The organism is Pseudoalteromonas sp. SR44-5 (assembly GCF_014163675.1).
GTDB lineage: Bacteria > Pseudomonadota > Gammaproteobacteria > Enterobacterales > Alteromonadaceae > Pseudoalteromonas > Pseudoalteromonas rhizosphaerae.
In genome coordinates, this window is the sequence record NZ_JACJDT010000015.1 from 1 (window position 1) to 25561 (window position 25561).

A 25561-nucleotide genomic window follows, 5' to 3' on the forward strand; every position below is an offset into this window, starting at 1 on the left:
TAGGCGTGAAGGTGCAGCACCTGTATTTGCGGGGCTGAGACACATCGCATTTAATCAGCTAAAAGCAGAAACAAGCTTTAATAAAGGCATGCCCGCAAAACAGAAAAAAGCTATGCGCAGTACAGGTTACCTTGGAAAGGTATTGAAATCATAGGCTTTTTTCATACTCTTGCCCTGGGGTTTAGCTAAAGATAATGTTGATCGTGTTATTTAGTTTGTAATTAATGTGTTGCAAATAAAAGCGTGTAGTACTTTCAGTGCTGTTAATAACTAGTGTTAACGCTAAGGTTCTGGTTTATATATAAAAATATGAATTTACCTTGACTGGCCTCCCATAATGATTAAGTATGTGGTACTTAAGGATGGTTTTTATTAAGTCATATATAAGAAGCAGTTACAGGGAAGGCTTCGCTTACTCGTTACTATAAATTCTTCTGGACTGTCGCTGTTATATTGCACTTTAAAAAATAACGTCGCTTGATAATTTATAAGTAAAATAAGAGGTGAGAAGTGAGTGTAAATTTATTGGAAAAAACATTTAAACTATTATTGGATAAGGATTTTAAAGCTCTGTCTAGTCGAAGTGAAGAAACTTCAGTACTTGAGTTGATAAAGCTTGATGAAAATAAGAAGTCTGATATTTTGGCATGGCTTTTAGATCCCAATGGAGGCCATCAACAAGGCGATTACTTTTTAAAAGCACTACTTCACTATGTCTTTAATGTTGCTGATGATGAGCAGTTAGGAAATTTTTTAAGTACATTTGAGCTACTTTCTCATTCAACCTCTCAAGCTAAAGTTATTCGCGAATTCCCTATTAATGATGGCGCTGGACGGATTGACTTGCTTGTTTTAGATCCAAGTCAAAAGTTAGTTATTGTTATTGAGAGAAAAGACGGTAGTAAATTACAAAACCAACAATTAAAAAAATACGCTAGTTGGATAGAAACTAATTATGCTGATTGGAATAAAGTATATGTGTTATCGGATAGTCACTTTAAAAACCATGGTGACGAGTATGATAATCGATTTGTGAAAGTAGATGATACTTGGCTGTCAGATGCATTACTTGATTTATTTGGACGTAATTTATTAACCCAAAAACAAGAGCATCAATTAAGAGATGTTCATGACTTCATTTTTGGTGAGTGGGATGAGAAAAGAACTCTCTACTTTAAAAACTATAATAAGTTACTAAATACGGTATCAGCTAACCACTTCGAAACACTTCGCCTCCTAGAAAATCAGGAACTTACCTATAATAAAAAATCATACTCCCTCATTGAGCTAACTCCTCTAGAATATTTTGGGTATGTATTACCAAACGCGCATGCTTATGACGATTGGCAGCTAAAGCTTGCTGAGTTAATACAGCATAATCATAAGGTATTTAATGAGTTGCATGGCTTAAATGAGTTTAATCTCTTTAATGAAGCTGTAAGGAAACTATTCCCTAAACTGGGTGCTGATATTGATGATAGCAAGATGATATTAATGCTAACTAAGCATACTCCTAAGGAGGGGGATTATTGGCCTTATTACCTTGAAATCGAACGTGAGATAAATGAAGAAAATCAAGATATCTATACAGTATCGATTAATGCTAGCCGCTATTCGCCAGAAGAGTTTCATCATTTTGCTGAAAAGGTTGCTGATGCATATAAAATGAAAAGACAATCTAATTGGCGTTTTAAGCACGAAATTTTGCTGGAAAATATCGAAACTTTAGATTTAGACGCGGGAGATGATTCACTCTATCATGTGATTAAAGATTTTTATGATGTTGTAAAAGACTTTAAACTCAAAGCTTGAGGGGATTCTTAGTTTAAATGTAAGTTGTTAAAAAGCAGGTATCAAGTTTAGCCTGCTTTTTTACGGATTTTTGAAACTTGGTTAGGTTAGCCCTGAAGAGGTATCCCCCTAAAAGCTGCGTTTTCGCGTTAGCAAGCTTAACGCCTACGGTGCTAAAAGGAGCTAGGATTTGCTCGTAGCTCGTAGCTCGTAGCTCGAAGCCCGTCGCTCGAAGCACTTTTTATCTTCTCTATGTGGCGCCGCGCCTCGGTGAGCTCGGTGGTAAAATTGGTTTTAAAACAATCACAGGCAAGGTAAAGGCGCTAGGTTCTAGGGAAGTGACTAGGAGCTAGGATGTAACCGTAGCCCGTTTTTCAACTTACCAGTTTTACGCTATAAACTAGTCAATTAAAATTTACTTATGGGTTTTAATTTAATTACAAGTATTCATAAGTTAAATGCATTTTACTTATGGTCTTGTTGATTAATTATTTAGTCTAAAAGTAAAGTATCGTTGACTTTTTCTTAAGGTATTCTAGAATTGGTTGTATAAGTAAACTATAGTTGACCATAAATGAGCGATTCCTCCGTCAAAAAAACACTCGGAAGAGTTGTTAAGCGTACTGAAATGCCTGAGCTTTCTAAGCCATTTTCACCCATGCAGCTGGCTAAAGCCATTACTGCAAAGCGAACTGGTATGAAGCTGACATTAGTGGATGTATCACAAGCGCTTGCTATTTCTAAGCCTACGCTAATAAAAATAGAAAAAGGTGATGTAACTGTGCAACTGCATAATGTACTAAAAGTTATGGAGTATTTAGGGTTGTCGTTCAGCCTTGTCAGTGATGATATAGCTCATAGCAATGATGAGGTGAGCGATGAACAGTGGTACTAACACCAATCGTTTAGATGTGTTTATCGGTCAATCGCAAAAGGTGGCTGAGATAACGCTGGCAATAGGCTCTGAAAATGAGATTTCATTTACTTATGAGGCTAAATGGATCAACGAGGGTTTTGCAGTTTCACCACATTTGCCACTCAATGGCGATTTTGACTCTCGTGCAGTACGTAATTATTTGCAAAATTTATTACCTGAGGGGAAAGGCCTTGAAGAGATCATCAGTAGCACGACCATTTCTAAGAATACATACTCAAACTACCTCTAGATACGAGTTTCAGTTGGAATTAAAAGCGATTTAGGCAAGGCATTGATTGCAAGTAATAGTGGTTCTATTGTTAAAATCAATAACGCAGTATAAATTGCTTTTAAACCAACCCGCTGGGCGTTTCACAGGCACTTACTCTCAGCGTTGTTACTTCTTAAAAGGGACTGCCATTCTTGCAAAGTAACGCCTTGATATTAAGCTCCTGTGAAACGCTGAATTCTGCATCTTGAGGTGGTTTGAGTATACCCTTGGCTTAATTAAAGTGATTGGCGAGGAGACATCAGGTGCTTTATCGTTTAGAGCAAGTAATTGTGCAGTAAAGCAAACCTCCTTTCGTGAAGTAACGAATTACCAATTGAGTCAAAAGCTGAACCGTTTTAAGCAAGCGGGCGAGCCTATTACATTATGGGACGGGCGAACGAGGCTCTCTGTCGCTGGGGTTCAAGATAAGCTTAATTTACTCGAAATCGACGGCAGGCTGGGGTTTGGTGAAGGCGAATTATGTTCTAATAAAATATTTAAGTTTGAAACGGGCGCTGCGCCTTTCATTGCCGTAAATGAGTTATTTACTATGTTGCTGGCAAGAGGCGCAGGACTTGATGTGCCTGACGTTGAATTGCGTAGCTATGATGAAATGCGGGCCTTTGTTATCGATCGTTTTGATAGGCGAATGGTTGTCGGAAACTTCTAATTGAAAGTCTTGCTGCTAGCGTAAAAAATGCTACGCTATCCCTAATTTAACGACAGTGATTTATTATGATTAAAAGGATTTTATTGGCTATCTGCGTGATTTCAACCAATAGCACATTGGCCGCAGAGCAGTATTCGCAATCACGGTGTGATGCTATTAAAGCCGAGCGAGAAAAAGTTCAGGATAGAATGAGGGCAGGATATAAGGCAGCTGAAGGTGAGCGTTTACGCAGGCGCTCAACTGAGTTGTTTGAAATATTAGGTCGTCACTGCATAAGCCCAACTAATTGGAGGAGCCACAGTTCAGGTTCACGAACTTATACTCGCTCATCTGCGAATGATTTATTAACTAAAAAAGTTCATGACTCAACGGTCTATAGTAAAACATACGACAGTGATAGCAAGCGACTCGCGTGGAGTAGCTTTTACCAATATCCTGAGCGCTGCCGTGCTAAAGAAATGCAACAAACTGACTTTGTTTGGTGCAGTGAAAATCGAGCTGAGCAGCGTGCAAAATTTGAAGCCCAGTGGCAAGCACCAAGCAAAGCAAGCGTGAATGTTAAACAGCCAACGGTTGTTTTATCTCAACAAAACGCTACTGCAATAGCCACAATTACACATTCGATGACGCTAACCCCAGTGTCAAAAGCTGATACCCGTTTGAATACAGTTGCTTTGAAAAATGAAGGCTATAACTACAAAGTTTGGCAATTAGTGGCTGTTGGTTGCCTTGCCTTTATGGGAGTTTTTGGCGCTTACCGCTGGTTTAAAGATTAAGTGCAAACAAGTCGCTCTAAGTAAACGCCGGGTTAGGTTAGGCTTATTGTCACGTAAAGTATGAACTACGGGTTAACTCGTTACTGTAGTTTGGCTTGGGGCTGATAATCACCTTGCTCTAAACCTTTAAAGTAAGATTGGTAACGGCCGTTGTGCTTAAACTGTGATAAGTACTGATTAAAGGTGTTGAGCAGTTTTTCACTTTCGCTGTTATTTTTTGGAAATAGTAAGAAGCTTTTATTAATTAACAGGGGTTTGGGGTGGTGGCTAATAACATTAACAAGATCGGGCAGTTGGTGTTTGAGGGTAAAGTAGCCAACACTTTGCTCTTCAGCAAAGGCGTCGATACGCCCTAGTGCTAAACGGCGAAAGTTTTGCTCGGTATTACCTACCCGCGACATTTCAAAAGAGCCTTCGGCAAGGGCTTTATCAAACTCTGGGCCATAACTATAGCCAAGCCCACCACCGAGTAATAGGCCTTTTAAATCTGCAATATTTTGCCAATCAAAATGGCGCTGCTTTTGATAAAAAAACACAAATCGTTCACTGAGTACCGGTTCGCTATATAAGTAAGCAGTTGCTCTTTCGTCACTGAACATCCATACCGCAGTAGCGGCATATTTGTTATTTTCGGTATCGTGATATGCACGTGACCAAGGTAAAAATGTAAAGTTAACGGTAATGCCTGCTTCCGCAAATATATCGCGAATTAAATGCGCTACTACACCTTGGTAGGGCAGCGATTCACTGAGAAAAGGCGGCCATTCACCTGCGCTAAGTTGAATTGTCGTTGAGTCAATACTTTGCGCTGTTGGTACTGCTTTACTGGCGTTACTTACACACAACAGTAGTAACAGACTGGCGTTGCATATGTTGCGTAATCGTTTAGCTGTTCGCATTGTGTAATTTAGCATTTATGATCATGGTAAAAAAATCTGCATTGGTTATAAATTCCTCATTTATGATACTACAGTAGCGATCACGCAAAAGCGAATTAGTTAATAAACTTGTGTGCGGCTTATATGAGTTGTCTGATGAGTGAAACCTATCTGGTTGTGGTGTGAGGCGACGTTTAATTGAGTCCCATATCAAATTAGGGCAGTTAGAAGTTTACCCTAATTTTGAATATAACTGCCACTATAAATATTATTTAGTGGGCCCTAAGGAGCATTTTAATTGGCCAAAGGTAATCGCTTTTCAAGCTTGGTTATTATCTAGATTTCAGCAAGATGATGACGCACTTAAACAATGTTTAAAGTAACATTGCGTTGAGATTGACTAACTTTCTAACTTTCTAACTTCATAACTTTCTTTAACTGGCTATCTAACACATTTAAATTAAAAGGTTTTACAATAAAGCCTGACACTTTCGCGGCGATAATTTCTTTGATTGCTGTGGAGCTGTCTTCGCAGGTGATCATTAACACCGGGATTTCGGCTAACTCTTGGTCATCACGAATACGATTGAGTAAAGTTTTGCCATCCATTTTTGGCATATGCAAGTCGGTGATAACTAAATCATAGCCTTGGTTTTGTAATAAACTTAATGCTTGTATTCCATCAGTCGCTTCAACAATATCGTGATAATTTAGTTTTCTTAACATATTTATTAATACATGGCGCATCAAAGGCATATCGTCAACGACGAGGATTTTCATAAAGTTAAATTGTCCATAATATGCAAATTACCTTAAGGTTAGTTAACAAAGTCTTACTCTGCCACAAAACACTGGGCAACTAGCTGACTAAGTCGCGCTATTTTTATATTGCTAAGTTGGCGGTAATCAAAGTATGGACACACAATCAACTTGTTTACTTTATCGATAGCAAATTCTTCATCTAACCACTGTAATTGACACTTTAGGTGCCCTTGCTGAAGCAATGCTTTAGCATAGGTGCGTCCGGCAATAATATGCAAGGTATTATTGTTGTTTAAAACCGGAGGGCTAAAAAGTAAGGCTGTTTGACTATTAGGCTGTAGCAGTTGTTCATCACGATAGTGTTGCCAAGTCGGGGCGAGTTTGGCGAAGTGGTAATGCTCGCTAGGCAGTGCAAATAACACTTTAGCATATACATTAAATACTTTACGCCAGCCATTACCACAGGCTTGGTTGATGCTGGCAATTTGTCCATCCACACATGACGTCACTGTACTTAGGTTGGTGTACTGTGGCATCGGTGGTACATTCGCTATATACACAGCGACTGTAAAAGCTGGGTCACCAAAGCCTATATTACTTGCAGCCTTACTCATTTATTTTTAGCTAGAATGCGGTCTAGATTATTAGCAAAGTTTTGACGATCACTTTGGCTAAGCGGTGGCGGTCCGCCGTTCATTTCAACGCCACTTGAACGCATAGTATCCATAAAATCGCGCACATTTAGTAACGAGCGAATATTTTCACTGGTATACAGTTCGCCGCGAGGATTTAGCGCTTGGCCGCCATTATCGATTACTTCGGATGCTAGCGGAATATCACCGGTGATCACTAGATCATTGGCTGCAATACGTTTGACGATTTCGTCATCAGCCACATCAAACCCTGATGAGACCTGCAACCGGCTAATGTATTTTGAAGGCGGAATACGCATTGCATGATTAGCGACTAAAATTGTTTCAGTTTGCGTACGCTCTGCGGCACGAAACAAAATTTCTTTGATCACCACTGGACAGGCGTCAGCATCAACCCATATCTTCATTGTTAACTTCTAATAGTTAGTAAAAAAATGATCCTAACCTAAGGCTTTTAGAACAACTAGTATTAAGTGAACTTTTTATGCTTTACTGCGTTGGTGGCCTAATTAACTATCAAGGAATCAACGATGAAAAATCAATTATTTATCACTCTTACTCTGTTCGTCAGTAGTTTACTGCTTGGCTGTACTGGCATGCCCGATAAGGTTGCACCAGTGAGTCCTTTTTCCATCGAACAGTACCAAGGTAAGTGGTATGAAATAGCCCGATTAGATCACTCTTTTGAGCGTGGTTTAGATAATATAACAGCGGATTATACAATTAACGATGATGGCTCTGTAACTGTGCTAAACCGTGGTTTTAATAGCGAGGAAAACAAATGGAGTGAGGCTCAAGGTACTGCGAAATTTGTTGATAGCAATAATGTTGGTCATTTAAAAGTATCGTTTTTTGGTCCTTTTTACAGCTCTTATATTGTATTTAAGTTAGACCAACAAAATTACCAATATGCGTACGTATCTGGCTACAATAACGATTATTTGTGGCTATTATCGCGTACCCCCACTGTGAGTGAGCAACGCTTAGCTGACTTTAAAGTGCTTGCGCAGCAAAAAGGCTTTGATACTGACAACCTGATTATGGTTAAACAGAACAGTACACCATGACTGTAAATCCCCTTTACAGTGATAGAGAATAGCTATGTAGGGCGGCTTGTGTAACTTTGACTTTGCTACGACTACACAGTAATAGGTTTTATTTTTTTATATTAAAAAGTAATTACTAGGTAATAAATATGACACATTAGAGGGATATCATATTCCGCATAGATTGATTGGCAATAGCTTCAATCAAGCTATTTGTAACATGAGTATCCCCCTACTATTTATAACCAAATCATTTGGATATAGGCAAACTAAGTTAGTTTGCCTTTTTTTTTGCTCAGATCATATTTTTACTAACTAAGCTTAAAAAACTGTTAAAAACAGCCCACTGAGCATTACAACGGTGATATTTAAAGCACTCATTATTTTTACCCAAGATGCTTTGAAGCTATAAAAAATCATTAATATTAAGACACTTAGCGCCATATAACCACAAAATAGTAAAGCGCCGTAGCCGTTATGTTGTACAACACTCAGTACTAAGCTTAGTAAAATACTGATCCAAGCAGCGATCAAAAACTGTTTACTGAGTTTGTCGCTAGGGCGGGTTTTAAATACATCACGGTAATGATTAAATTTAGCCAAAGCAAAACAATTAAATGCCAGTAAACATAGGCTCAATTGCAGTAATTCATGCATTATGATTGCTCCTGTAACTTGGTTTTTGCTGAACGGCGCGCCCGTTGTTGCGGTGTTTTAGCCGGAGTGTGAGTTGGTATTTTTTTGGCCTGAATTACAAATAAGGCTGCAAATACTAAGCACATTAAATCAAAACTAAACAACGCCCATTGGCCGTTTAGCAAGTAGCTTATTAGATTGCCATTGGTGGTAAGAGCATTAATAACAGGCACGCTGATACAGGCGATACCGTTGATCCACGCGAGTAAAATCCACTGCGGCCTTGCGCGTTTAAATAGCGCAAACAAAGCAACAGCTAGCCAAGTCACAAAAAATGCAAGTATTTCTTTATCTGCGCGCTCAGGGGTTGTCATAGGCAGTAACCGGTTGGCAATAAAAAATGCGCAGGTTGCAAGTGGTAAGCCCATTAATGTGGCAAGGTTTAACCCTTCTACCAACTTTAAGCCAATTGTAGCGGGTTGGTCTTTTTTCATGCGTTCGCGAATACGCTTAGCCCACATAATACAGCCAGTTGCTATCATTACACAGCCAGCTACGCCGCATAAAAAGTATAACCAGCGTAATAATGGGTTAGCTAAACGGCCTGTGTGTAGGGCTGTTAGCGAGTCATAGAACACTTCAGTATTGGTTAATTGGGCAGCAGTTTTAGCTATTAAGCTGCCATCTACACCGTTAAATAATAAGGTGGGTGTTTGGTCGCGAACTAGGCTACCGGTGTCTGCACGGACTGTAATTGTGGCTGAGGCTTTATTTGGATCACGAATTGAAATTTGTGTTAAGTCAGCATCAGGCCAGTTAGTATAAACTTGATCTAAAATAGTATCGATGGCTATTAATGGAGCGCTATCTGGGCTAGTTTTGGTGCGCACATTAGTGGGTGACACATCGTTAAATAAACCACGAATACCATCTTCGTATGCGGTCATTGCTGGATAGGGGAATAACATAAATATTAGCGTGATTAGGCCTGTATAGGTGATCATAATATGAAAAGGTAACGCCAATACTGACGATAGATTATGACCATCTAACCAACTGCGGCTGCCTTTGTTGGCACGAAAGCTAAACATATCTTTAAAAATACGTTTGTGGATCACCACCCCAGATATCAGCGCTACCAACATAAATAAGCTCGCAAAGCAGACAATCCATCGGGCTGTGCGTACATCAATATAATGTAGGTCAAAATGCAGTCGGTAAAAAAAGTTACCACCTCTGGTGTCTCTTGTTTGTGCTATTTCGTCGCCTGTTTGTGGGTTGATATTGTGCTCTTGCCAACCACCAAAACGCTTCCCTTCAGGACGAGGCTTTTCATAAGCATAGTTAAGCTGCGGTTTTCGCTCTGTGGGCAAGTAAATTCCCCAACGCGTAGACTCCGGGCCTGCATTTTGTAGGTAATTAATACCACTGATGATTTGGCTACGCTGTTGCGCTACACGCTGTTCAGGCGCTTGTACATTGTGCAGTGCTGGTTGATTCCATAGCGTTATTTCGTCCCGAAAAAAACTCACCGTACCGGCAAAAAATATTAAATAGAGTAACCAGCATACTAATAATCCAACCCAAGTATGCATCCAGGTCATGGAGCGGAAAAAACTCTCTTTCATAGCCAATCCTTTAGTAATGATAAGATCAGAGCACACCCTGAAGTAGTTAGTAAAATAGTGATCCATATTTTAGATAGTGACTTAACTGCAAACACCCAAATAAACACGCAGCTGTACACTAAAATAGTCAGGCTGATACTAAGCAGTACAGCATCTGATTTTTTCAGCGGTAAAATAATACTCAGTAACGCGGTAAACACGGCAGTAAAGGTATAACCACCAACAATGGCGGCAAAAAAGCGTGAGATAACAGCAAAACGGTAAGCATGGGCTTGATAAGCTTGGCTTAATTTAGATCTTATAGAGAGTGTTTGGCTGTTTTTGACAGATTGAGCGTGCATGATGATCCCTCAAAGTCCCAAATGGGGGCGAATAAAGAGGGTATTATATATTCTAGATACAGAAAAGATAGTGATTCGTATTTTCTTTGTTGTTTGTTCGGGTGATAGCGCAATAATACTCAGTATATTTACTTAGTAAAATGATGATCTGCTTTTATCATTTGCTGTTTTAATTGAAAAGTTCGCAAATTTTTCAACTGCTTGTATGCTTAGTGATTGGAAGGCTATAAGCCGTTACATTAATTTTTTAGGGAGTACTATGTCAGCACACAAAAAACTTAATTATGTTGAATTTGCCGCAGCAGATTTAATCGCCACTAAGGCATTTTTTAGTGCGGTTTTTGATTGGCAGTTTATTGATTATGGCCCTGAATATACGTCATTTAGTGCTGATACTGCTGGGCTTGATGGCGGTTTTTATCAAGCACCACTTAGCTCATTAACGCAACATGGTGCAGCTTTGTTAGTATTTTATAGCGAGGATATTGCGCAAACACAGGCTAAAGTAGAGCAATATGGCGGGAGTATTATAAAACCAATTTTTGATTTTCCAGGGGGCTGCCGATTCCATTTTACCGAGCCCAGTGGCAATGAATTTGCAGTGTGGTCAGAACATAATTGAACGCAAAAATAGATCATAATTTTACTAACTCAAGGAAATGAATTGAATGACAGATTTGAGTTGCGAAGAAATTAAAGCATTTGTACCAGCAAAAGATTTTGCGCTTAGTTGTGCGTTTTATCAGCATATGGGCTTTCAAATCGCGTGGGAAACCCCAGATATGGCGTACTTTTACCACGGAGACTGTAGTTTTTTACTGCAAAATTTTTATAATCCAGAGCACGCTAAAAATTTTATGATGCACTTATTAGTTGCAGATGTGACAGCATGGCATGATAAATTAACAAGTGCAGGGTTGGCGCAAAAATATAATATAAAAATTACTGAGCCAAGCTTGCAAGCGTGGCAAATGATTGATTTTGTTATTTATGATCCAAGTGGTGTGCTGTGGCGAATAGGGCAAAGCAGTGATGATGGCTAGCACCTTGTTAAAGCAAGTTAGTCAATGCGTGATCTGTGAGCCTGAGCTGGCGCTTGGGGCACGTCCGGTGCTGCAATTTAATCCCAGTGCGCGTATTTTAATTGCAGGGCAAGCGCCGGGGCTTAAAGTACACCAAAGTGGCATTCCATTTGATGATGCCAGTGGTAAGCGGCTGCGCGAGTGGTTAGGGCTTAAGCCATGCGATTTTTATGATGCAACTAAGGTTGCTATTTTGCCGATGGGCTTTTGTTACCCAGGTAAAGGTAAGTCAGGCGATTTAGCGCCGCGTAAAGAATGCGCACCTGCATGGCGTTCCCAGTTTTTAGCGGCACTGCCCAATATTAAGTTAACCATAGTGCTGGGTAAATATGCCCAAGCGTACCATTTACCACACACAAAACATTTACCCCTCACTGAGTTAGTAAAATCATGGCGTGAGTATTGGCCAGATGTTTTGCCATTGCCACACCCGAGTCCGCGTAATAATATTTGGCTAACTAAAAACCCTTGGTTTGAGCGTGATGTGGTGCCACAGTTGGCGCAAACTATTCAAGCAATTTTGCAATGTGAGGATGATTAGTTTGATGATCAATACCCAATTTGAGCAGCATGGCTTTTTTCATGTAAAAGGTTTTTACACTGAACGTGAACTTGTGCATGAGCGCGAAGTGATCAATTGTTTTCATCAGCAATGGATCGCAGATAATCAACAGTTTTATCAAACCAAGGCGGTTAATAGTGCCTATTTAACTGCAAATACCTATTTAGATGAGGCCCAGCGCTTAGTATTATTTAAGTTTATTGCCAGCCATAAGTTAATGGCTCAAGTTGATTCGATACTTGAATCAGCGGCCTTTATGAATACCCAGTTGTTTTTTAACCCAGTTAATCCTGAGCAAGAAAATTATTGGCATCGTGATATGCAGTACCATTTAAGCTTGGCGGAGCAGCAAGCTGCGCTATCGGGTCCTGAAGTGATACATTGTCGGGTTGCGCTTGAGGATGAGCCAGGTATTGAGTTAGTACCAGGTACCCATCGACGTTGGGATACCCCTGATGAGCTGGCAACTCGGTTGGCGATTGATCACAACAACACCAGCGATGATTTAGCCACCGGCCATGTGATAGAAATGCAAGCAGGGGATTTATTAATTTTCTCGGCAAATATGATCCACCGTGGTTTATATGGTAAAGACCGCTTAGCGCTGGATATTCTTTTTGGTGAGCCACAGCCCCACGTACTGCATTTTGTTCAGGATATCTGTTTGCCTACTCCAGCGATGCTTTCGACATTAGAAGATGCCAGTGCTTTTGCGGTTACTTTGGCACACCAAGAATAACCGCGCTACATAGACCTGCCTAAAAACCACATGGGCTGCTGTAATAATCTCGAAAGATAAACAGGTCTGAGCTACATTTCGCTGTTACTTAACAGCGCCAGTAGTTGATCTTTAGACATTTGCCCAGCATCACCACTGCCGGCGAGTACTTTATCTGCGAGTGCTTGTTTATGTTCGTGCAATTGCAGGATTTTTTCTTCAATGGTATTTTGTGCTATCAGTCGGTACACAGTAACGGGGCGTGTTTGCCCTAGGCGATGCGCGCGATCTGATGCTTGTTGTTCAACCGCAGGATTCCACCACGGATCGAGATGCAGTACATAATCAGCCGCCGTTAAATTAAGCCCCGTGCCGCCTGCTTTTAAGCTGATCAAAAACAGTGGTGCATGACCTGCTTGAAATTTATCAACTTGTTGTTTGCGTTTGTTAGTACTCATGCTGCCGTCAAGATAACAATAATCGATGCCGCGTTTTTGTAAGCGCTTTTCAACCAGTTTTAACACATCGACAAATTGGCTGAAGATCAGCGCTTGGTGGTTGTTTTCTAGTAATTCTTCAATAATCGCTTCTGCAGTGTCGAGTTTACTAGATGGCAACTTACTATTTTCTAATAACAACTGCGGGGCAATACAAGCGCGGCGTAATTTAGTTAATGACGCCAAGATAGTAATGTATTGGCTATCTTCCTGATTTGCTTGTTCAAGTGCATTTAAACGGGTTGCTTCGTACAGTGCTTGCTCTTTTTCACTTAATGCGAAGGTTAAGTTTATTTCGGTTTTTTCTGGTAACTCGGTCAATACCGTTTGTTTGGTTCGACGCAGGATAAATGGAGCAATGAGGGTTTTCAGGGTATCGGCTTGTTGTTGGTTTTTATCGGCGTTACCAAAGCGCTTTTTAAATACTGGCAGGGTATGTAAAAAGCCTGGCATTAAAAAGTTAAACAAGCTCCACAGTTCACCTAAATGGTTTTCGATTGGTGTGCCTGATAGGGCAATTTTAAATTGACCATTGAGTGCAAATGCGGCTTTAGCTCTTAAACTCAAGGGGTTTTTAATTGCCTGTGCTTCGTCAAAGACAATATTAGCAAAAGAAAATTGCGCCAGTTGTTCACCAATTAGTGGCAGTAAACCATAACTGACGATCACTAAATCGTGTTTACCAGCCGTTGCCAGAATATCAGCGCATGCAGTGGCGTTTTCAATGATTTTTACATGCAAAGCCGGCGCGAATCGCTCGGTTTCAACTTGCCAGTTATGACACACAGATTTTGGCGCAACCACTACACTGGCACCTAAACTACTGCGCATTTGTAACACGGTTAAGGTTTGTAAGGTTTTACCCAGCCCCATGTCATCGGCTAAACAAGCATTGAGTCCCCAGTTGGCCAGTTGCATTAGCCATTTAACCCCGACTACTTGATAGTCTCGTAAAATATGGACTAAATGTGCAGGTAAGGTAGGGTCGATAGTTTGCTCAAATTTAGCTAAACGCGTTTTCCAGCTGTCACCAAATGTGACATCACCTAAGTCGGCAATGCTTTGGTGTAAAGGCAATGCACGCGCGTTGGCAATCCGTAGTTCATCACTTGGGTTGTGCTTATCAATATTTTGCATCCCTTCTAAGCGATTTAATAAGTTAGTTAAACGCTGATCCAATAATAATGAATTGCCTTCCGAAAACTCTAAAATGCTGCCACGGCGCGGGGCTTTAAGCAGGGTTTGTAATTCGTATATTTGGCCGCTAGGGAGTGAGATTTTACCACTGACGCTTAACCAATCGTTATCATCATTTAAGTTAAGAGAAAGGTGCTGGCTTTTGGCAACTCTCATGCCTTGGCTCGTTTCGTCCCAACTTAATACCAGAGACTGTGCTTTTTGCGCAGCTTCAAGTAACTCAATTGCTTGGCTAATATCTTCAGGTAAATAAAACTGCTGTTGAATTTGATTATGTTGCGGTGATTGCCGATCAGCAAATAATCCGGCCATATTTTTCAGTAAATTTCTAAACGCTTTTTGCTCTGCTTTTAAATCACGTTTAATAACAATGCTGTCGGTTTGATCATCATCAGTATGTGCGAGTGTCAAAGCACCAATGCCGGGCTCAACCCAAGGGCCATCTACGCCATTTGGCATGGCATAAAAGTTAATGTTGATACCTAATTGGGTAAGAGCGATCACTGCGGCAAATTCACACAAGCCTTGGCGTACGTTGTTGATATGAGCAAACTCGGTACGCTGGCTGCTAATATGATGCTCGTTAGCCAGTACTTGTAATGCGGCATTTAGTTGTGGCAGTTTTTCTTCGGTTAAATTATTGGGTTGTTGCTCAAATAATTGCAGTAATTTGAGCTGTTTGTCATCAATGGCGAATACTTGGTAACAATTAGCGTGACTGTGGATAAGTAAAAAGTCACAGTCCGGATCGCTGATACTCGGTTGCATTACCAGGCGATAGCAATCATTGCTGTCTTGTGCGATTTCAATGACAAACTCGCCTTTGATCAGCGTAAGTGGCTGTCCATTGTGATCTTCAAGCCCTTTAAACCCTATTAGTGCTTGTAATACCGCGGCCGTTGCGTGTATTTCGTGATAACCAAATCCGGCATGGTTATTTAGCACTTGTACTAAGTTATGATCGGCGCTGGTTAATGCATCTTGATACTGGTTATAAGCAAGTTCTTGGGCGTTTACTTTACGACCTTTGGTCCATTCGCCTTTGGCATTGAGTTGCTGTACTTTGGCTTGTATGAGCGGTAAATCTAGATGGGTTAAATCCAGTTGCCATACAATTCGTTGCTGCGCAGTGGGCGTATCAATTTGGCTAATATCATTAAGCCAACGCTGCCATTGTGGGACGCGGGTAAAGTGCTGTAATAAACCAGTATTGGGTAATGGTGTGTCATCGCTAAGCCAATTAACTAAGTGCTGGCATTGCTCAGCTAACCAGTGTTGATGCGCACTAATTGCGCTATTGAGCTGTTCTAACAGTTCAGTATCACCCCTTAGATGATTTACCTGTTCGTCTGTGGCGTTTTTAATAATTGCCAGTAATAAGCAAAATAATGGCGCTAATGCATTCGGGTTACCAAGTAGATGACTTAAGCTGTTGCTTAAACGATGGTTTTGATAGTTAGCTAAATCCTCTTCCAGCAAATAATCAATCGCTTGGCTTGGGTGGCTTAATTCCCCAAGATTTTTTTGATACCATTTTCGACAGGTATTTAGTTGTTTAATATCTGCAGCGGTTGCACTGATAAATAGGCATACAGTGTAAAGTAATCCGGTGATCTCGGTCGGATAGATGCCTTTGCCAAAGTTTTTTCTAAACGCTGTTAAAGCGCTTTTATACTGTATCAAAGCAATATCAATAAACTCACCCTTGATGGCATTGGTATTTGCTTCATAAAAAGTGGCTAAAACACGGTCTCTTTTATCATCTAACAATTCAGCAAAATTATCTTCTTGTAATAATATGGCTAAATTCTCATTCAGATAAATGCGTTTTCTCAGCTCTGTTGTTGGGAGCGCTTTGGCAATCAGAGTCGGCCATGCACGCTCACTGGTGAGGTTGAAAAATTGACCGCGGATAAAGTTATCCAAGCAAAGCTGTTGCCATTGCTCAGGAAGGCATTGCCACAGTTGCTCGCTGTATGGTGATTGCGCGAGCAAATTAACAAAAGCGCTATCAAGCTCAAGTGATAAATCACTAGGGAGCGGTTTTTTTCCGCTTTTTGCGCGGTCAAGATCATTAAATAGCAGGTGCAGAAAGTGCACGGCTTGATCGTGGTAATAATAGCTTTTTGTAGCTTCGGTTAAAAAAGCATGCAATAAAACTGGCTGATGTTTTATAGCATTAATAGCTACATAAGCAACTGCGCTAACTGATATACGAAAGTTTGGTCCGTAGGGGAGCTTCCAAATTAAATCTTTAGATTCGAGTTGTTTAGTGTATTTAGCGACTTCAGCTTGAGAAAACGAATAGCCATTTTTAATGTGACTATAAAGACGTTTAGTGAGCTGCTGGACAGAGTTCTCATAGCCATGCGATGAGCCACTTATTATCAGTGCAAGTAATACACACAGTTGTTTTTGGTCGTTATCAGTTGTGGCGGGCGAAAAAGTACTTAATGGCATAAAATCAATAATTAAAGTCGCTAATGATTGCAGCCAGTATAAGTTTCAGCTGGGGGAGTTACAACTATAAAAAAGCGACCCTAAGGTCGCTTTTTTATAAAAACCTATTGCACTCTGGCAAATAGTTTTTGTAGTTGCGGCATATATTCTTTAATTAGTTTTAAATTACTTTCGCTAACAACCGGCGCATCTGTATTAGCAGCATTAGCTGAGTTACCAAGTGTGCCCATCATTGAACTAGCGCTGTTATGCTTCGAGCCGCCCATACTTTGCAAACCGCCCATTAACTGATTTACTTTATCTTTGTTTTCTGGCGATAAATTACCTTTGATGTTTTCAAGGTAAGCCATCGAGACTTCAGAACCCACAGTAATTAGTTGTTCAGGCGTGAAACCATATTTATTGGTAAGGGCTGCAAACTCTTTGTATAAATCATTATCTTTGATTGTACCAAGGGCGCCTAATGCCATTGCCGTCGAGCCCCCTTCAGAGCCACCTAACATACTACCCAAATCCATGCTTTTTAATGAATCTTGATTTTGTGACCAATCAACAACCGCGGGTAATGCTTTCATATAACCTTGTAAATCTTTTTCTGTGATATCTGCCGCAAGGCTTGAAAAACTCATTGCTAACAAACTAAGAGATAAAATTATTTTTTTCATGTCGAGCACCTTTATTCAATTGTTAGTTGCATTAAAGACTATTAATTAGATAACCGCTATAAATTAAAGAGGGTTTTAGTCTGTTAACATCAGATGATATACTACATTTTTGCCTGATGTAGCTGAACCACATGTTAATTATTTCAAATACCGTAACAATCGATGAATGGGAAGTAGAGCTGTCAGCTATTCGTTCACAAGGAGCGGGTGGTCAAAATGTTAATAAAGTGGCCAGTGCGATCCACCTTCGCTTTGATATTAATCGCTCAAAGTTACCAGAGTTTTATAAAGAGCGGTTGTTGGCGTTCAATGATAGTCGAATCACTAAAGAAGGTGTGATTGTTCTCAAAGCACAAAGTCATCGAACTCAAGAGCTAAACAGGGAAGATGCGTTAAAGCGACTAAAACAGCTTATTTTATCAGCCACTAAGGTTGAACGTGCTCGTCGTGCTACTAAGCCAACACGTAATTCACAGCGCAGACGCATGGATAAGAAAACCAAACATGGTAATACCAAAGCGCTGCGCGGCAGTGTTAAAGTTTAATTTATAAGTTTGGTTTAAGCACCTCAAATAACGCGTTAATATGATCGTCTCTATCATTAAGCGCAGCTATATAACGGTATTTTTCACCGCCAGCTTGTTCAAAAATCTCTCGGTTTTCACCTTCTAATTCTTCAAGTGTCTCAAGGCAATCAGCGCTAAATGCAGGGCTGATAATAGCCACGTCTTTAATCCCTTCGCTTGGTAAGCTCTCAAGGGTTGCATCTGTGTAAGGTTTTAACCACTCAGCTTTACCAAAACGGCTTTGGAAAGTGGTGATCACTTTGTCTTTGTCTAGGCCTAGCTTTTCTACCACTAAACGGGTGGTTTGTTGGCACAGGCAGTGATAGGGATCGCCATTATCTAAAAACTGTTTAGGCATACCGTGGTACGAAAACACCATTTTTTGTGGCATACCGTGTTTTTCTAAATCTTCGCTAATGCTGTTAGCGAGTGACTCTAGGTAGGTTGGGTTTTTGTGATACCCATTTATAAAGTGAAGCTCTGGCACCCAGCGCCATTTTTTTAATACATTCGCCACGGCATCAAATGTTGAGCCTGTGGTTGGGCTTGAATATTGTGGGTAAAGTGGCAACACAATAATGCGGGTTAAGCCTTTATCTCTGAGCTCTTCAAGGCCCGCTTCGATTGATGGATTACCGTAGCGCATCGCCATAACCACTTCGGTATTGGTATAGCCATGCTGTTTTAATAAGGCATTTAATTTAAGGCTTTGCTGGCGTGTAATATGGGTCAGTGGCGAGCCATTTTCAGTCCAGATACTTTTATATAGTTTAGCTGAGCGTTTTGGGCGAATACGCAAAATGATGCCATGCAGGATGATCATCCACACAATACGCGGTATTTCTACGATACGAGGATCTGACAAAAACTCACGTAAGTAAATACGCAATGCACTTGCTGTTGGGGCATCGGGGCTGCCTAAGTTGGTCAGTAAAATCCCTGTTTTTTGATTAAAACGCTGATCATGAGGGTTATCGGTAACGGCTGAAAATCGCGACACGCAATGCTCCTAAAGCAAAATAGACGGTTATGGAATATATGCTATTAATATTAATAGCTTATTGTAACGAATGAAAGGGTAAATAGGATCACTGATTTACAATGATTTGATCATGATCCTAAATGGAGTCGGTTTTTTAGCTTCTAGTTGCTGTAACTTTTCAATGGATTTAGCACTAAATATATGCCCCTTTGGCAGCAACATAATCCCCGTGTGACTATGCAGTGCATGGCTAAGTACCATATTGATGGCTAGCTCTTTGGCCGTTATTATTTTCATCGAGCCTACTTTTGCTTGCTGCTTAATGCATTTAACTCGGCAAGCCTCCAAAGCTTGCACTAATTTAGGATGGTAAAAGTTACCGCTGTACATTTTTACTGTTTCGAGTGCATGTTGGTGCTTTTCTTCATCTTTTAAATTACTTTGTTCAAATGCATCCCAATAGTCACGAGAAAGCGCGAGTATCATTGCACTAAGAGGAATATCATTACCTTTTAATCCTTTAGGTAGGCCATTTCCGTTATAGCGTTCGTACTGGTGATAAATGGCGTCAGATACTTCATGCAGATGAGTCGCAGGCATTAACATCAATTGTGCTGTACTTGGATGCGTATAATAACTTTTGCGTTGCTGTTCATTAAGCGCATGCACGGGTTTTTCATAAAGTGCGGGATCCATTGCTAACAGCCCTATCTGAGCTAAGTAACCAGCCATTGCCGCCATTTCTATATTTTTGGGTGGTAGCTGCAACTGTTTTGCTATTTGCGTACAGGTATTGGCAATGTTCTGCGCTTTGGTGCCATCTAAATATGGATTGGCATTAATGAAGTTATAGAGCAACTCAACTGTTGAACTATGTTCGTGTTTTTCATGGGCGTTGGCAATTTCGAGTTTTTTAAGTACTTGTTTTATTTGTTTGGTTCTTTTTTCAACGCGCTGTTCAAGAGAGCTATTAAGTTCTTTGAGGACTTCATTATGGCGATTAATTTGTTGTTGGAGTTTCAGGTTTTGTTTTTTAAGTTGATATTTTTCAATACTGTCGGTGATGGAACGTAGTAATAAGTCATTTTGCCATGGTTTTTGGATATAGCCATGGATCTTGCCTTGATTAACAGCTGCTAAGGTGATTTCGATATCTGCATAACCAGTAAGTAAAATACGCTGAGTATCAGGTGCTAATTTTTGCGCTTGTTGAAAAAGTTCAGCGCCATTCATTTTTGGCATCCGCATATCGCTAATAATTACATCAAATTCATACTGTTTGATTAATTTTAGTGCATCTATAGGTGAATCACTGGTAAGTACCGTAAGTTGCTGCGTTTTGAACAGCCGCGATAAAGAACGTAGCACAATCTCATCATCGTCAACGCATAATACTTGCATGGTTGGTAGGTCTGCTGATTGACTCACGATTTTACCTATGGATAAACAATATTATTAACCATAGCCTGTCTGCTATAGTTTTTCTAATTAAACCGTGTCATTGGCATCAATTGTGCTAATTTTAATGACAAGATAATCGTTTTTAATTGCTGGTTAATTAAGATGGATGCGATAGATGAAGACTACAAGCAAGCTTATTTTCGTGAACGTACCGCGCGTATAAAGGCTGAGCAGCTGATTGAAGATAAAAGTCGCGTTTTATATGCACTAAATGAAGAGTTAATAAAAAAAGTAGCTGATCTTGAGTATCAACAGCAGTTATTTATTCAAGCAGAAAAAATGGCCACTTTAGGTACCTTATGTGCTGGGGTTGCCCATGAAATTAATAATCCCTTAGCTTATGCAATGAGCAATGTAGAAAGTTTGCAACAGAGCATGCATGGCTTTTGTGAGTTACTTGATTTAAACCAGCAATATTTAGCTAAGAGGATTAGTGAAACAAATTTTCAACAACAGTTAGCATCACTTAGTGAGCAGCAATCATTTGCTGAACTGCAGCAAGATATTCATCAACTAGTGGCTGATAGTGCTGAAGGCTTAAGGCGCATTAATCAAATCGTGGGCAATTTGCTTAATTTTGCGCGACCAACAACTAACAAGAAACAATTGGCTGATATGACAGATGCTGTGAAAAATGCGCTTAAATTGCTTAAAAATCAATTAAAAGGTTGTCAGTTAACCACATCAATAACGACATTGCCGCTGAGTTATTGTGATTTGGCAACCATCAATCAAATAATGGTTAACATACTTATTAATGCTTCACATAGTTGCGAAGCATTAATTGATAGACAAGCACATATTCACGTGCAAGTTGATAGCGACGACCAGCAAATAATTATTAGTGTTAATGACAATGGTTGTGGCATGAGTGAGCAAGTGCTTGCAAAAGTTTTTGATCCATTTTTTACTACTAAACCAGTTGGCAGGGGGACCGGTATGGGCATGCCATTAGTGTACACTATGGTTAATGATCATCAGGGAAAAATTGAAATTGAGAGCACCGTAAATATAGGTACATGTGTGCGATGTATATTTCCAGTGTTGAGTGAGCGACCTTAACTCAGGCAAAACCATTTAACCAGAGTTAGGTTAAGTAATAATTTGCTTTTAAATTAGCCAATTGTTGGTTAGTGTAGGTATGAATTTTATAATAACTTGAGGGTGAATAATGCTTAATGAAAAAAGTGAATTGGTTCTTAGGGATTATCTAAGTCAGCACCCTGAACTAAAAGTGGTGAGTTCTGACAGCGTGATTGGTTTTATCAGTGGGTTATTGGCGTGCTCGGAATTTTATGGCGAGTCAGAAATTGCCAATTATATTGCTGATAAAAATGACCCTATTTATACCCAATTAATGACAAGCTCAGCGGAGCATGACGCAATGATCACGCTGCTGGATAATGTGACCGAAGCTCAGGTAGCGCAGCAGCATATACTGGCAAGTATTTATCCTCATGGTAAAGATGCTAAAGCGCCGAGTGAGCAACTACAACAATGGTGTGTAGGCTATTTAGCTGCTTATATGGTGAATCAAGAAGTATGGCAGCATGACTTTAACTTTTTACTCAGTGCCGATAAACAGGTCGTTGAGAATCAGGCGGATGGACAGTTATTTATTGATAACTTTGAAGCGACGCTTAATTTACTAGCCACTTTTGCGATGTGGCCAGATTCGCTCAAAGAGCATCCAGAACCTGCGGTACTTAGTGAAGGCTTTGCGCTACTGTATACCGGATTAGATGAAAGTCTTACTGGCATTGCATCCATGGCATTGATGCTAGAAGATGAAAAACTGGCTTTGTGGGAAGAAGAAGGCTAGAAAACATAGTTTTAACAACCAGCATGATTTGAATAATCATGCTTTTTTTTGTTTAAAATTCAATCAAAAACATGAAATAGGAGAAAATTTAGCTAACTTTTGCATATATCGACCATTGTCGCAGTTAAATATGTTTCTTTTTATATGTGTATGTTGCTAGGATGTTTGCCAAAGCGCAATTTTGTAAATGACGCTTGATCACACTAATTATAACTTTTATTAATTTACCTGTTTACTACTGCAATTGAGTAAACAGGTGAAGAGTCAACAGGGTCGAACAACACACATGACAACACTTCGTTTAAATACATTGGCTATCGCCGTAGGACTTGCATTTAGCACCTCTTCAGTTATTGCTGAAGAAGCAACAGTTCAAGCAGAAAAAAATATAGAACAAATTTCCGTTTTAGGTTCACGGGTTTCTAACCGCACAGCAACTGAATCTTCGTCACCCATTGATTTAATTGACGCTGATGATTTAAACAAAGGTGGCTTTACCGAGCTTGGCCAAAGCTTACAAGCTACAGCGCCATCGTTTAATTTTTCGCGTACTCAAGTATCAGACGGCTCTGATTTATTCCGCCCAGCAACATTGCGCGGCTTACAGCCAGACCAAACGCTGGTTTTAGTAAACGGTAAGCGCCGTCATAATCAATCTATTTTTGGCCTTAATGGAACAGTTGGTGCAGGTGCTGCGGGTACCGATATGAATGCTATTCCACTGACTGCACTTAAAGGGGTTGAAGTATTACGTGATGGTGCAGCAGCGCAGTATGGCTCTGATGCTATTGCTGGGGTCATTAACTTATCACTGAATAACTCAACAGGTATAACAACTGGTTATGTACAATATAGTGAAACAGCTGAAGGTGATGGCGAGACTATTTCAGCGGGTTTAAATCGCGGTTTTGATTTGGGCACTGAAGGCGGTTTTATTAATTTATCTCTTGAGTATCGTGATGCCGATGGTACTAACCGTGCAGAGCGCGATACCGGTGGTTCGCTTGATGTAGAGCCAGGTACGTTATCTGACAACGTTCGTTGGGGCCAAGGTAATTCGGAAAGTGAATTTACCTCGTTATTTTATAATATGGCATTGCCAATGGGCGACGGTGAGCTTTACTCGTTTGGTGGTTACTCTGAGCGCACTGCACTGGGTAACGGCTTTTACCGTAACTTTAACGAAGCATCTAAAAATGTTACTCAAGTATACAGTGATGGTTTTTTACCGCGCATTTATAACGAAGCACAGGATATTTCTATTGCGCTAGGTTTTAAAGGTGATATTAATCCAGATTGGAATTACGATGTATCGGCAGTTTATGGTGAAAACCAATATGACTTTACATCACGCAATACATTAAACGCTTCTTACGCGGCGGAGTATTTATTTAATAATCCAACGGCAAGTGATGCTGAGATAGCAGCAAATGCAGGCCCAAGTGGTGGTTACTCAGGTGGTTTTAGGTTCGATCAAACAACAGTTAACCTTGACGTAAATGGCATTGTGGACATTGGTCGCGGCGAACCGCTCTATGTAACAATTGGTGCAGAGTATCGTAAAGAAAATTACCAGATAGTGCCTGGTGATGAAGCATCGTACGCATGTGGTTTAGCAAACATGGATACATCGTATCCATCAGTGAACGACCCTGAGCAATTTGCACAATGTGGCTTTCAAGCTTATAACGGTTTGCGTCCAGAAGCTGCAAATCAGAGTGATCGTAACAGCTACGCATTTTACGTAGATGTTGAAACTATGCTTACTGATGCATGGAACGTCAGTGGTGCACTTCGCTATGAAGATTTCTCTGATGCTGGAGATGACTTAATTGGTAAGTTAGCAACGCGTTATGAATTTAACGATGACTTTGCAGTACGTGGTGCGGTATCTACTGGCTTTAGGGCCCCTTCGCTGCAGCAAAGTGGCTATACAGCATTTACTACTAACTTAGGATCCGACGGCACGTTAACGCAATCATTTACTGCAAATACGGGCACTGCTTTCCCAAGTGCACTAGGTGTAGATAGCTTAAAGCTTGAGACATCGACAAACTACAGTGCTGGTTTTGTTTACGATGTAACAAGCGAACTTTCGTTAACGGTTGATTTTTACCGCGTAGAAATTGAAGACCGTATTACACTTGGCAGTTTATTAACGGCTGACGATGTATCGTTTAGCTCTGAGGCTGTTGCTGCTTTACAAGCAACCGGCGCTGTACAAGCTAACTACTTTTCAAACTCAGTTGATTCAACCACTCAAGGCGTTGATATAATTGCATCATATCGTACAGATGTAGAAGGCGGTAACTTTGGTGTTACTTTTGCGGGTAACTTAAACGATACTAAAATTGATGGTGTAAACGCAGCGGACGGCATTCCAGAATCGGTTGCATTTGATGATTTACAACGCAGCTTTTTTACCGACGGACAGCCTAGTGAACGAGCAACACTTACCTTTGACTACGAACGTGATGCATACACTTCAACAATTCGTTTTAATTACTTTGGCGAAACCGATGTAAAATATTTTGGTAACGATCATATACCATTACCGGGTGAGCTTTCGCCAACAGGTTCGTTTAAACCAACAAGTACGGTTGAATCTGCAGTGTTAGTTGATTTAAACGTGAGTTACCAAATTAACGATATGTTTGTGCTTTCGGTTGGTGCCGATAACGTATTTGATGAAACGCCAGATGAACTAGGCGATGACGAAGTACTAAACTTTATCACCAATGGCGCATTTAAATACCCTGTACGTGCATTGCCTTATGGCTTTGATGGCAGAAGTTATTACGCAAAAGTAAGCTTTAGTTTCTAAATTTATAGTTGTTTATTAAGCCCGCAAATAAGCGGGCTTTTTGATTTAAAATACTTGTATTTTTTTATATCAAGCATACAATCGCAAAACTTTTAAAGAGGAAAAATAAATGAGTAAACGTCGTTCTAAAGTGATTAAATCTACAACATCAGTAGATACAGGTCGGGGTGTTATTCGCGATAATGCATTAGCGGCATTAGTGACATCGAAAATTTTTAAACCACAAATTGTAGCTGCTAAAAAAGGCAAAGGCGCTTACAAACGCAACAAAAAACACGCAGGACAAGAGTCCTATTTAATCGCCGCTTAATGACGTTGTGATCAAATAGGGCTTTTATTTAAATGCTATTTTTTACA

Annotated in this window: 26 protein-coding genes; 15 read left to right on the forward strand and 11 right to left on the reverse strand. The window is 40.2% G+C overall.

The features are described 5' to 3' along the window. Window positions 1-510 precede the first annotated feature (510 nt). The 5 genes from H5154_RS10385 (at window position 511) to H5154_RS10405 (ending at window position 4424) form a co-directional block, all read left to right on the forward strand. On the forward strand, window positions 511-1812 hold the full coding sequence (locus H5154_RS10385; RefSeq protein ID WP_182718223.1) for a PD-(D/E)XK nuclease family protein: 1302 nt from the start codon (window positions 511-513) through the stop codon (window positions 1810-1812). A gap of 553 nt (window positions 1813-2365) precedes the next feature. Further along, on the forward strand, window positions 2366-2686 hold the full coding sequence (locus H5154_RS10390; RefSeq protein ID WP_145242858.1) for a helix-turn-helix domain-containing protein: 321 nt from the start codon (window positions 2366-2368) through the stop codon (window positions 2684-2686). Beyond that, the gene (locus tag H5154_RS10395) at window positions 2670-2957 is read left to right on the forward strand and encodes a HipA N-terminal domain-containing protein (protein ID WP_259398490.1); all 288 of its coding nucleotides are present in this window, start codon (window positions 2670-2672) and stop codon (window positions 2955-2957) included. Before H5154_RS10390 ends, H5154_RS10395 begins: the two co-directional genes overlap by 17 nt. A gap of 226 nt (window positions 2958-3183) precedes the next feature. Beyond that, a complete protein-coding gene (locus H5154_RS10400; protein WP_259398491.1) occupies window positions 3184-3648 on the forward strand; it encodes a HipA domain-containing protein in 465 nt (154 codons plus the stop codon). A 65-nt stretch (window positions 3649-3713) separates the two neighbouring features. Continuing rightward, the gene (locus H5154_RS10405; protein ID WP_182718224.1) at window positions 3714-4424 is read left to right on the forward strand and encodes a hypothetical protein; all 711 of its coding nucleotides are present in this window, start codon (window positions 3714-3716) and stop codon (window positions 4422-4424) included. 80 nt (window positions 4425-4504) lie between these two features. Here the strand turns inward: H5154_RS10405 and H5154_RS10410 are convergent, their stop codons facing one another. From H5154_RS10410 to H5154_RS10425, 4 genes are all read right to left on the reverse strand, one after another. Next, complete coding sequence (locus tag H5154_RS10410; protein WP_259398492.1) at window positions 4505-5338, reverse strand: ABC transporter substrate-binding protein; 834 nt, start codon at window positions 5336-5338, stop codon at window positions 4505-4507. Window positions 5339-5710: 372 nt separating this feature from the next. Then, window positions 5711-6082, reverse strand: coding sequence for a response regulator (locus H5154_RS10415; RefSeq protein ID WP_145239878.1), 372 nt, complete (start codon window positions 6080-6082; stop codon window positions 5711-5713). Window positions 6083-6135: 53 nt separating this feature from the next. Continuing rightward, window positions 6136-6678: a DUF6942 family protein gene (locus H5154_RS10420; protein ID WP_182718226.1), complete on the reverse strand. Its 543-nt coding sequence runs from the start codon at window positions 6676-6678 to the stop codon at window positions 6136-6138. Continuing rightward, window positions 6675-7124 carry a YaiI/YqxD family protein gene (locus H5154_RS10425; protein WP_145239874.1) on the reverse strand — a complete coding sequence of 150 codons (450 nt, stop codon included), beginning with the start codon at window positions 7122-7124 and terminating at the stop codon, window positions 6675-6677. Before H5154_RS10425 ends, H5154_RS10420 begins: the two co-directional genes overlap by 4 nt. A gap of 123 nt (window positions 7125-7247) precedes the next feature. Between H5154_RS10425 and H5154_RS10430 the strand changes: the two genes are divergently transcribed. Then, window positions 7248-7784 carry a lipocalin family protein gene (locus tag H5154_RS10430; RefSeq protein WP_182718227.1) on the forward strand — a complete coding sequence of 179 codons (537 nt, stop codon included), beginning with the start codon at window positions 7248-7250 and terminating at the stop codon, window positions 7782-7784. Between the two features lie 300 nt (window positions 7785-8084). Here H5154_RS10430 and H5154_RS10435 read toward each other — a convergent pair whose 3' ends face one another. The 3 genes from H5154_RS10435 to H5154_RS10445 are packed head-to-tail and all read right to left on the reverse strand — an operon-like array spanning window position 8085 to window position 10368. Further along, window positions 8085-8420 (reverse strand): DUF3325 domain-containing protein, encoded by a 336-nt coding sequence (locus tag H5154_RS10435; protein WP_149981968.1) that lies wholly within the window; start codon window positions 8418-8420, stop codon window positions 8085-8087. Then, a complete protein-coding gene (locus tag H5154_RS10440; protein WP_182718228.1) occupies window positions 8420-10027 on the reverse strand; it encodes a PepSY domain-containing protein in 1608 nt (535 codons plus the stop codon). Before H5154_RS10440 ends, H5154_RS10435 begins: the two co-directional genes overlap by 1 nt. Beyond that, on the reverse strand, window positions 10024-10368 hold the full coding sequence (locus tag H5154_RS10445) for a hypothetical protein (RefSeq protein ID WP_182718229.1): 345 nt from the start codon (window positions 10366-10368) through the stop codon (window positions 10024-10026). Before H5154_RS10445 ends, H5154_RS10440 begins: the two co-directional genes overlap by 4 nt. A 259-nt stretch (window positions 10369-10627) precedes the next feature. Here H5154_RS10445 and H5154_RS10450 point away from each other — a divergent pair, with 259 nt between their 5' ends. From H5154_RS10450 to H5154_RS10465, 4 genes are read left to right on the forward strand one after another with little or no spacing between them, the layout of a single operon-like run. After that, the gene (locus tag H5154_RS10450) at window positions 10628-10990 is read left to right on the forward strand and encodes a VOC family protein (RefSeq protein ID WP_182718230.1); all 363 of its coding nucleotides are present in this window, start codon (window positions 10628-10630) and stop codon (window positions 10988-10990) included. A gap of 46 nt (window positions 10991-11036) precedes the next feature. Further along, window positions 11037-11411 carry a VOC family protein gene (locus H5154_RS10455; protein WP_182718231.1) on the forward strand — a complete coding sequence of 125 codons (375 nt, stop codon included), beginning with the start codon at window positions 11037-11039 and terminating at the stop codon, window positions 11409-11411. Further along, on the forward strand, window positions 11401-11991 hold the full coding sequence (locus H5154_RS10460; RefSeq protein WP_182718232.1) for a uracil-DNA glycosylase family protein: 591 nt from the start codon (window positions 11401-11403) through the stop codon (window positions 11989-11991). The genes H5154_RS10455 and H5154_RS10460 overlap by 11 nt, the downstream gene beginning before the upstream one ends. A gap of 4 nt (window positions 11992-11995) precedes the next feature. After that, window positions 11996-12751, forward strand: a complete 756-nt coding sequence (locus H5154_RS10465) for a phytanoyl-CoA dioxygenase family protein (RefSeq protein ID WP_145239853.1) — start codon at window positions 11996-11998, stop codon at window positions 12749-12751. A gap of 71 nt (window positions 12752-12822) precedes the next feature. Here the strand turns inward: H5154_RS10465 and H5154_RS10470 are convergent, their stop codons facing one another. Together H5154_RS10470 and H5154_RS10475 are read right to left on the reverse strand one after the other, a co-directional pair. Further along, complete coding sequence (locus tag H5154_RS10470) at window positions 12823-16884, reverse strand: DEAD/DEAH box helicase (RefSeq protein ID WP_182718233.1); 4062 nt, start codon at window positions 16882-16884, stop codon at window positions 12823-12825. Between the two features lie 104 nt (window positions 16885-16988). Next, complete coding sequence (locus tag H5154_RS10475) at window positions 16989-17549, reverse strand: short-chain dehydrogenase (RefSeq protein ID WP_182718234.1); 561 nt, start codon at window positions 17547-17549, stop codon at window positions 16989-16991. Window positions 17550-17680: 131 nt separating this feature from the next. Between H5154_RS10475 and arfB the strand changes: the two genes are divergently transcribed. Continuing rightward, a complete protein-coding gene (gene arfB, locus H5154_RS10480) occupies window positions 17681-18094 on the forward strand; it encodes an alternative ribosome rescue aminoacyl-tRNA hydrolase ArfB (protein WP_145239847.1) in 414 nt (137 codons plus the stop codon). A 1-nt stretch (window position 18095) separates the two neighbouring features. Here the strand turns inward: arfB and hemH are convergent, their stop codons facing one another. Together hemH and H5154_RS10490 are read right to left on the reverse strand one after the other, a co-directional pair. Next, complete coding sequence (hemH, locus tag H5154_RS10485) at window positions 18096-19115, reverse strand: ferrochelatase (protein ID WP_145239845.1); 1020 nt, start codon at window positions 19113-19115, stop codon at window positions 18096-18098. Window positions 19116-19211: 96 nt separating this feature from the next. Then, entirely contained in the window at window positions 19212-20498 is a 1287-nt protein-coding gene (locus H5154_RS10490) for an HD domain-containing phosphohydrolase (RefSeq protein WP_182718281.1), read from the reverse strand. Window positions 20499-20660: 162 nt separating this feature from the next. On the opposite strand from H5154_RS10490, the gene H5154_RS10495 reads away from it, so the two are divergent. From H5154_RS10495 to arfA, 4 genes are all read left to right on the forward strand, one after another. Continuing rightward, a complete protein-coding gene (locus H5154_RS10495; protein WP_182718235.1) occupies window positions 20661-21620 on the forward strand; it encodes a sensor histidine kinase in 960 nt (319 codons plus the stop codon). A 109-nt stretch (window positions 21621-21729) separates the two neighbouring features. Continuing rightward, window positions 21730-22380, forward strand: coding sequence for a hypothetical protein (locus tag H5154_RS10500; RefSeq protein WP_182718236.1), 651 nt, complete (start codon window positions 21730-21732; stop codon window positions 22378-22380). A 286-nt stretch (window positions 22381-22666) separates the two neighbouring features. Beyond that, on the forward strand, window positions 22667-25204 hold the full coding sequence (locus H5154_RS10505; protein ID WP_149981959.1) for a TonB-dependent siderophore receptor: 2538 nt from the start codon (window positions 22667-22669) through the stop codon (window positions 25202-25204). A 109-nt stretch (window positions 25205-25313) separates the two neighbouring features. Beyond that, window positions 25314-25514 (forward strand): alternative ribosome rescue factor ArfA, encoded by a 201-nt coding sequence (gene arfA, locus H5154_RS10510; protein ID WP_182718237.1) that lies wholly within the window; start codon window positions 25314-25316, stop codon window positions 25512-25514. The last annotated feature ends 47 nt before the right edge of the window (window positions 25515-25561 follow it).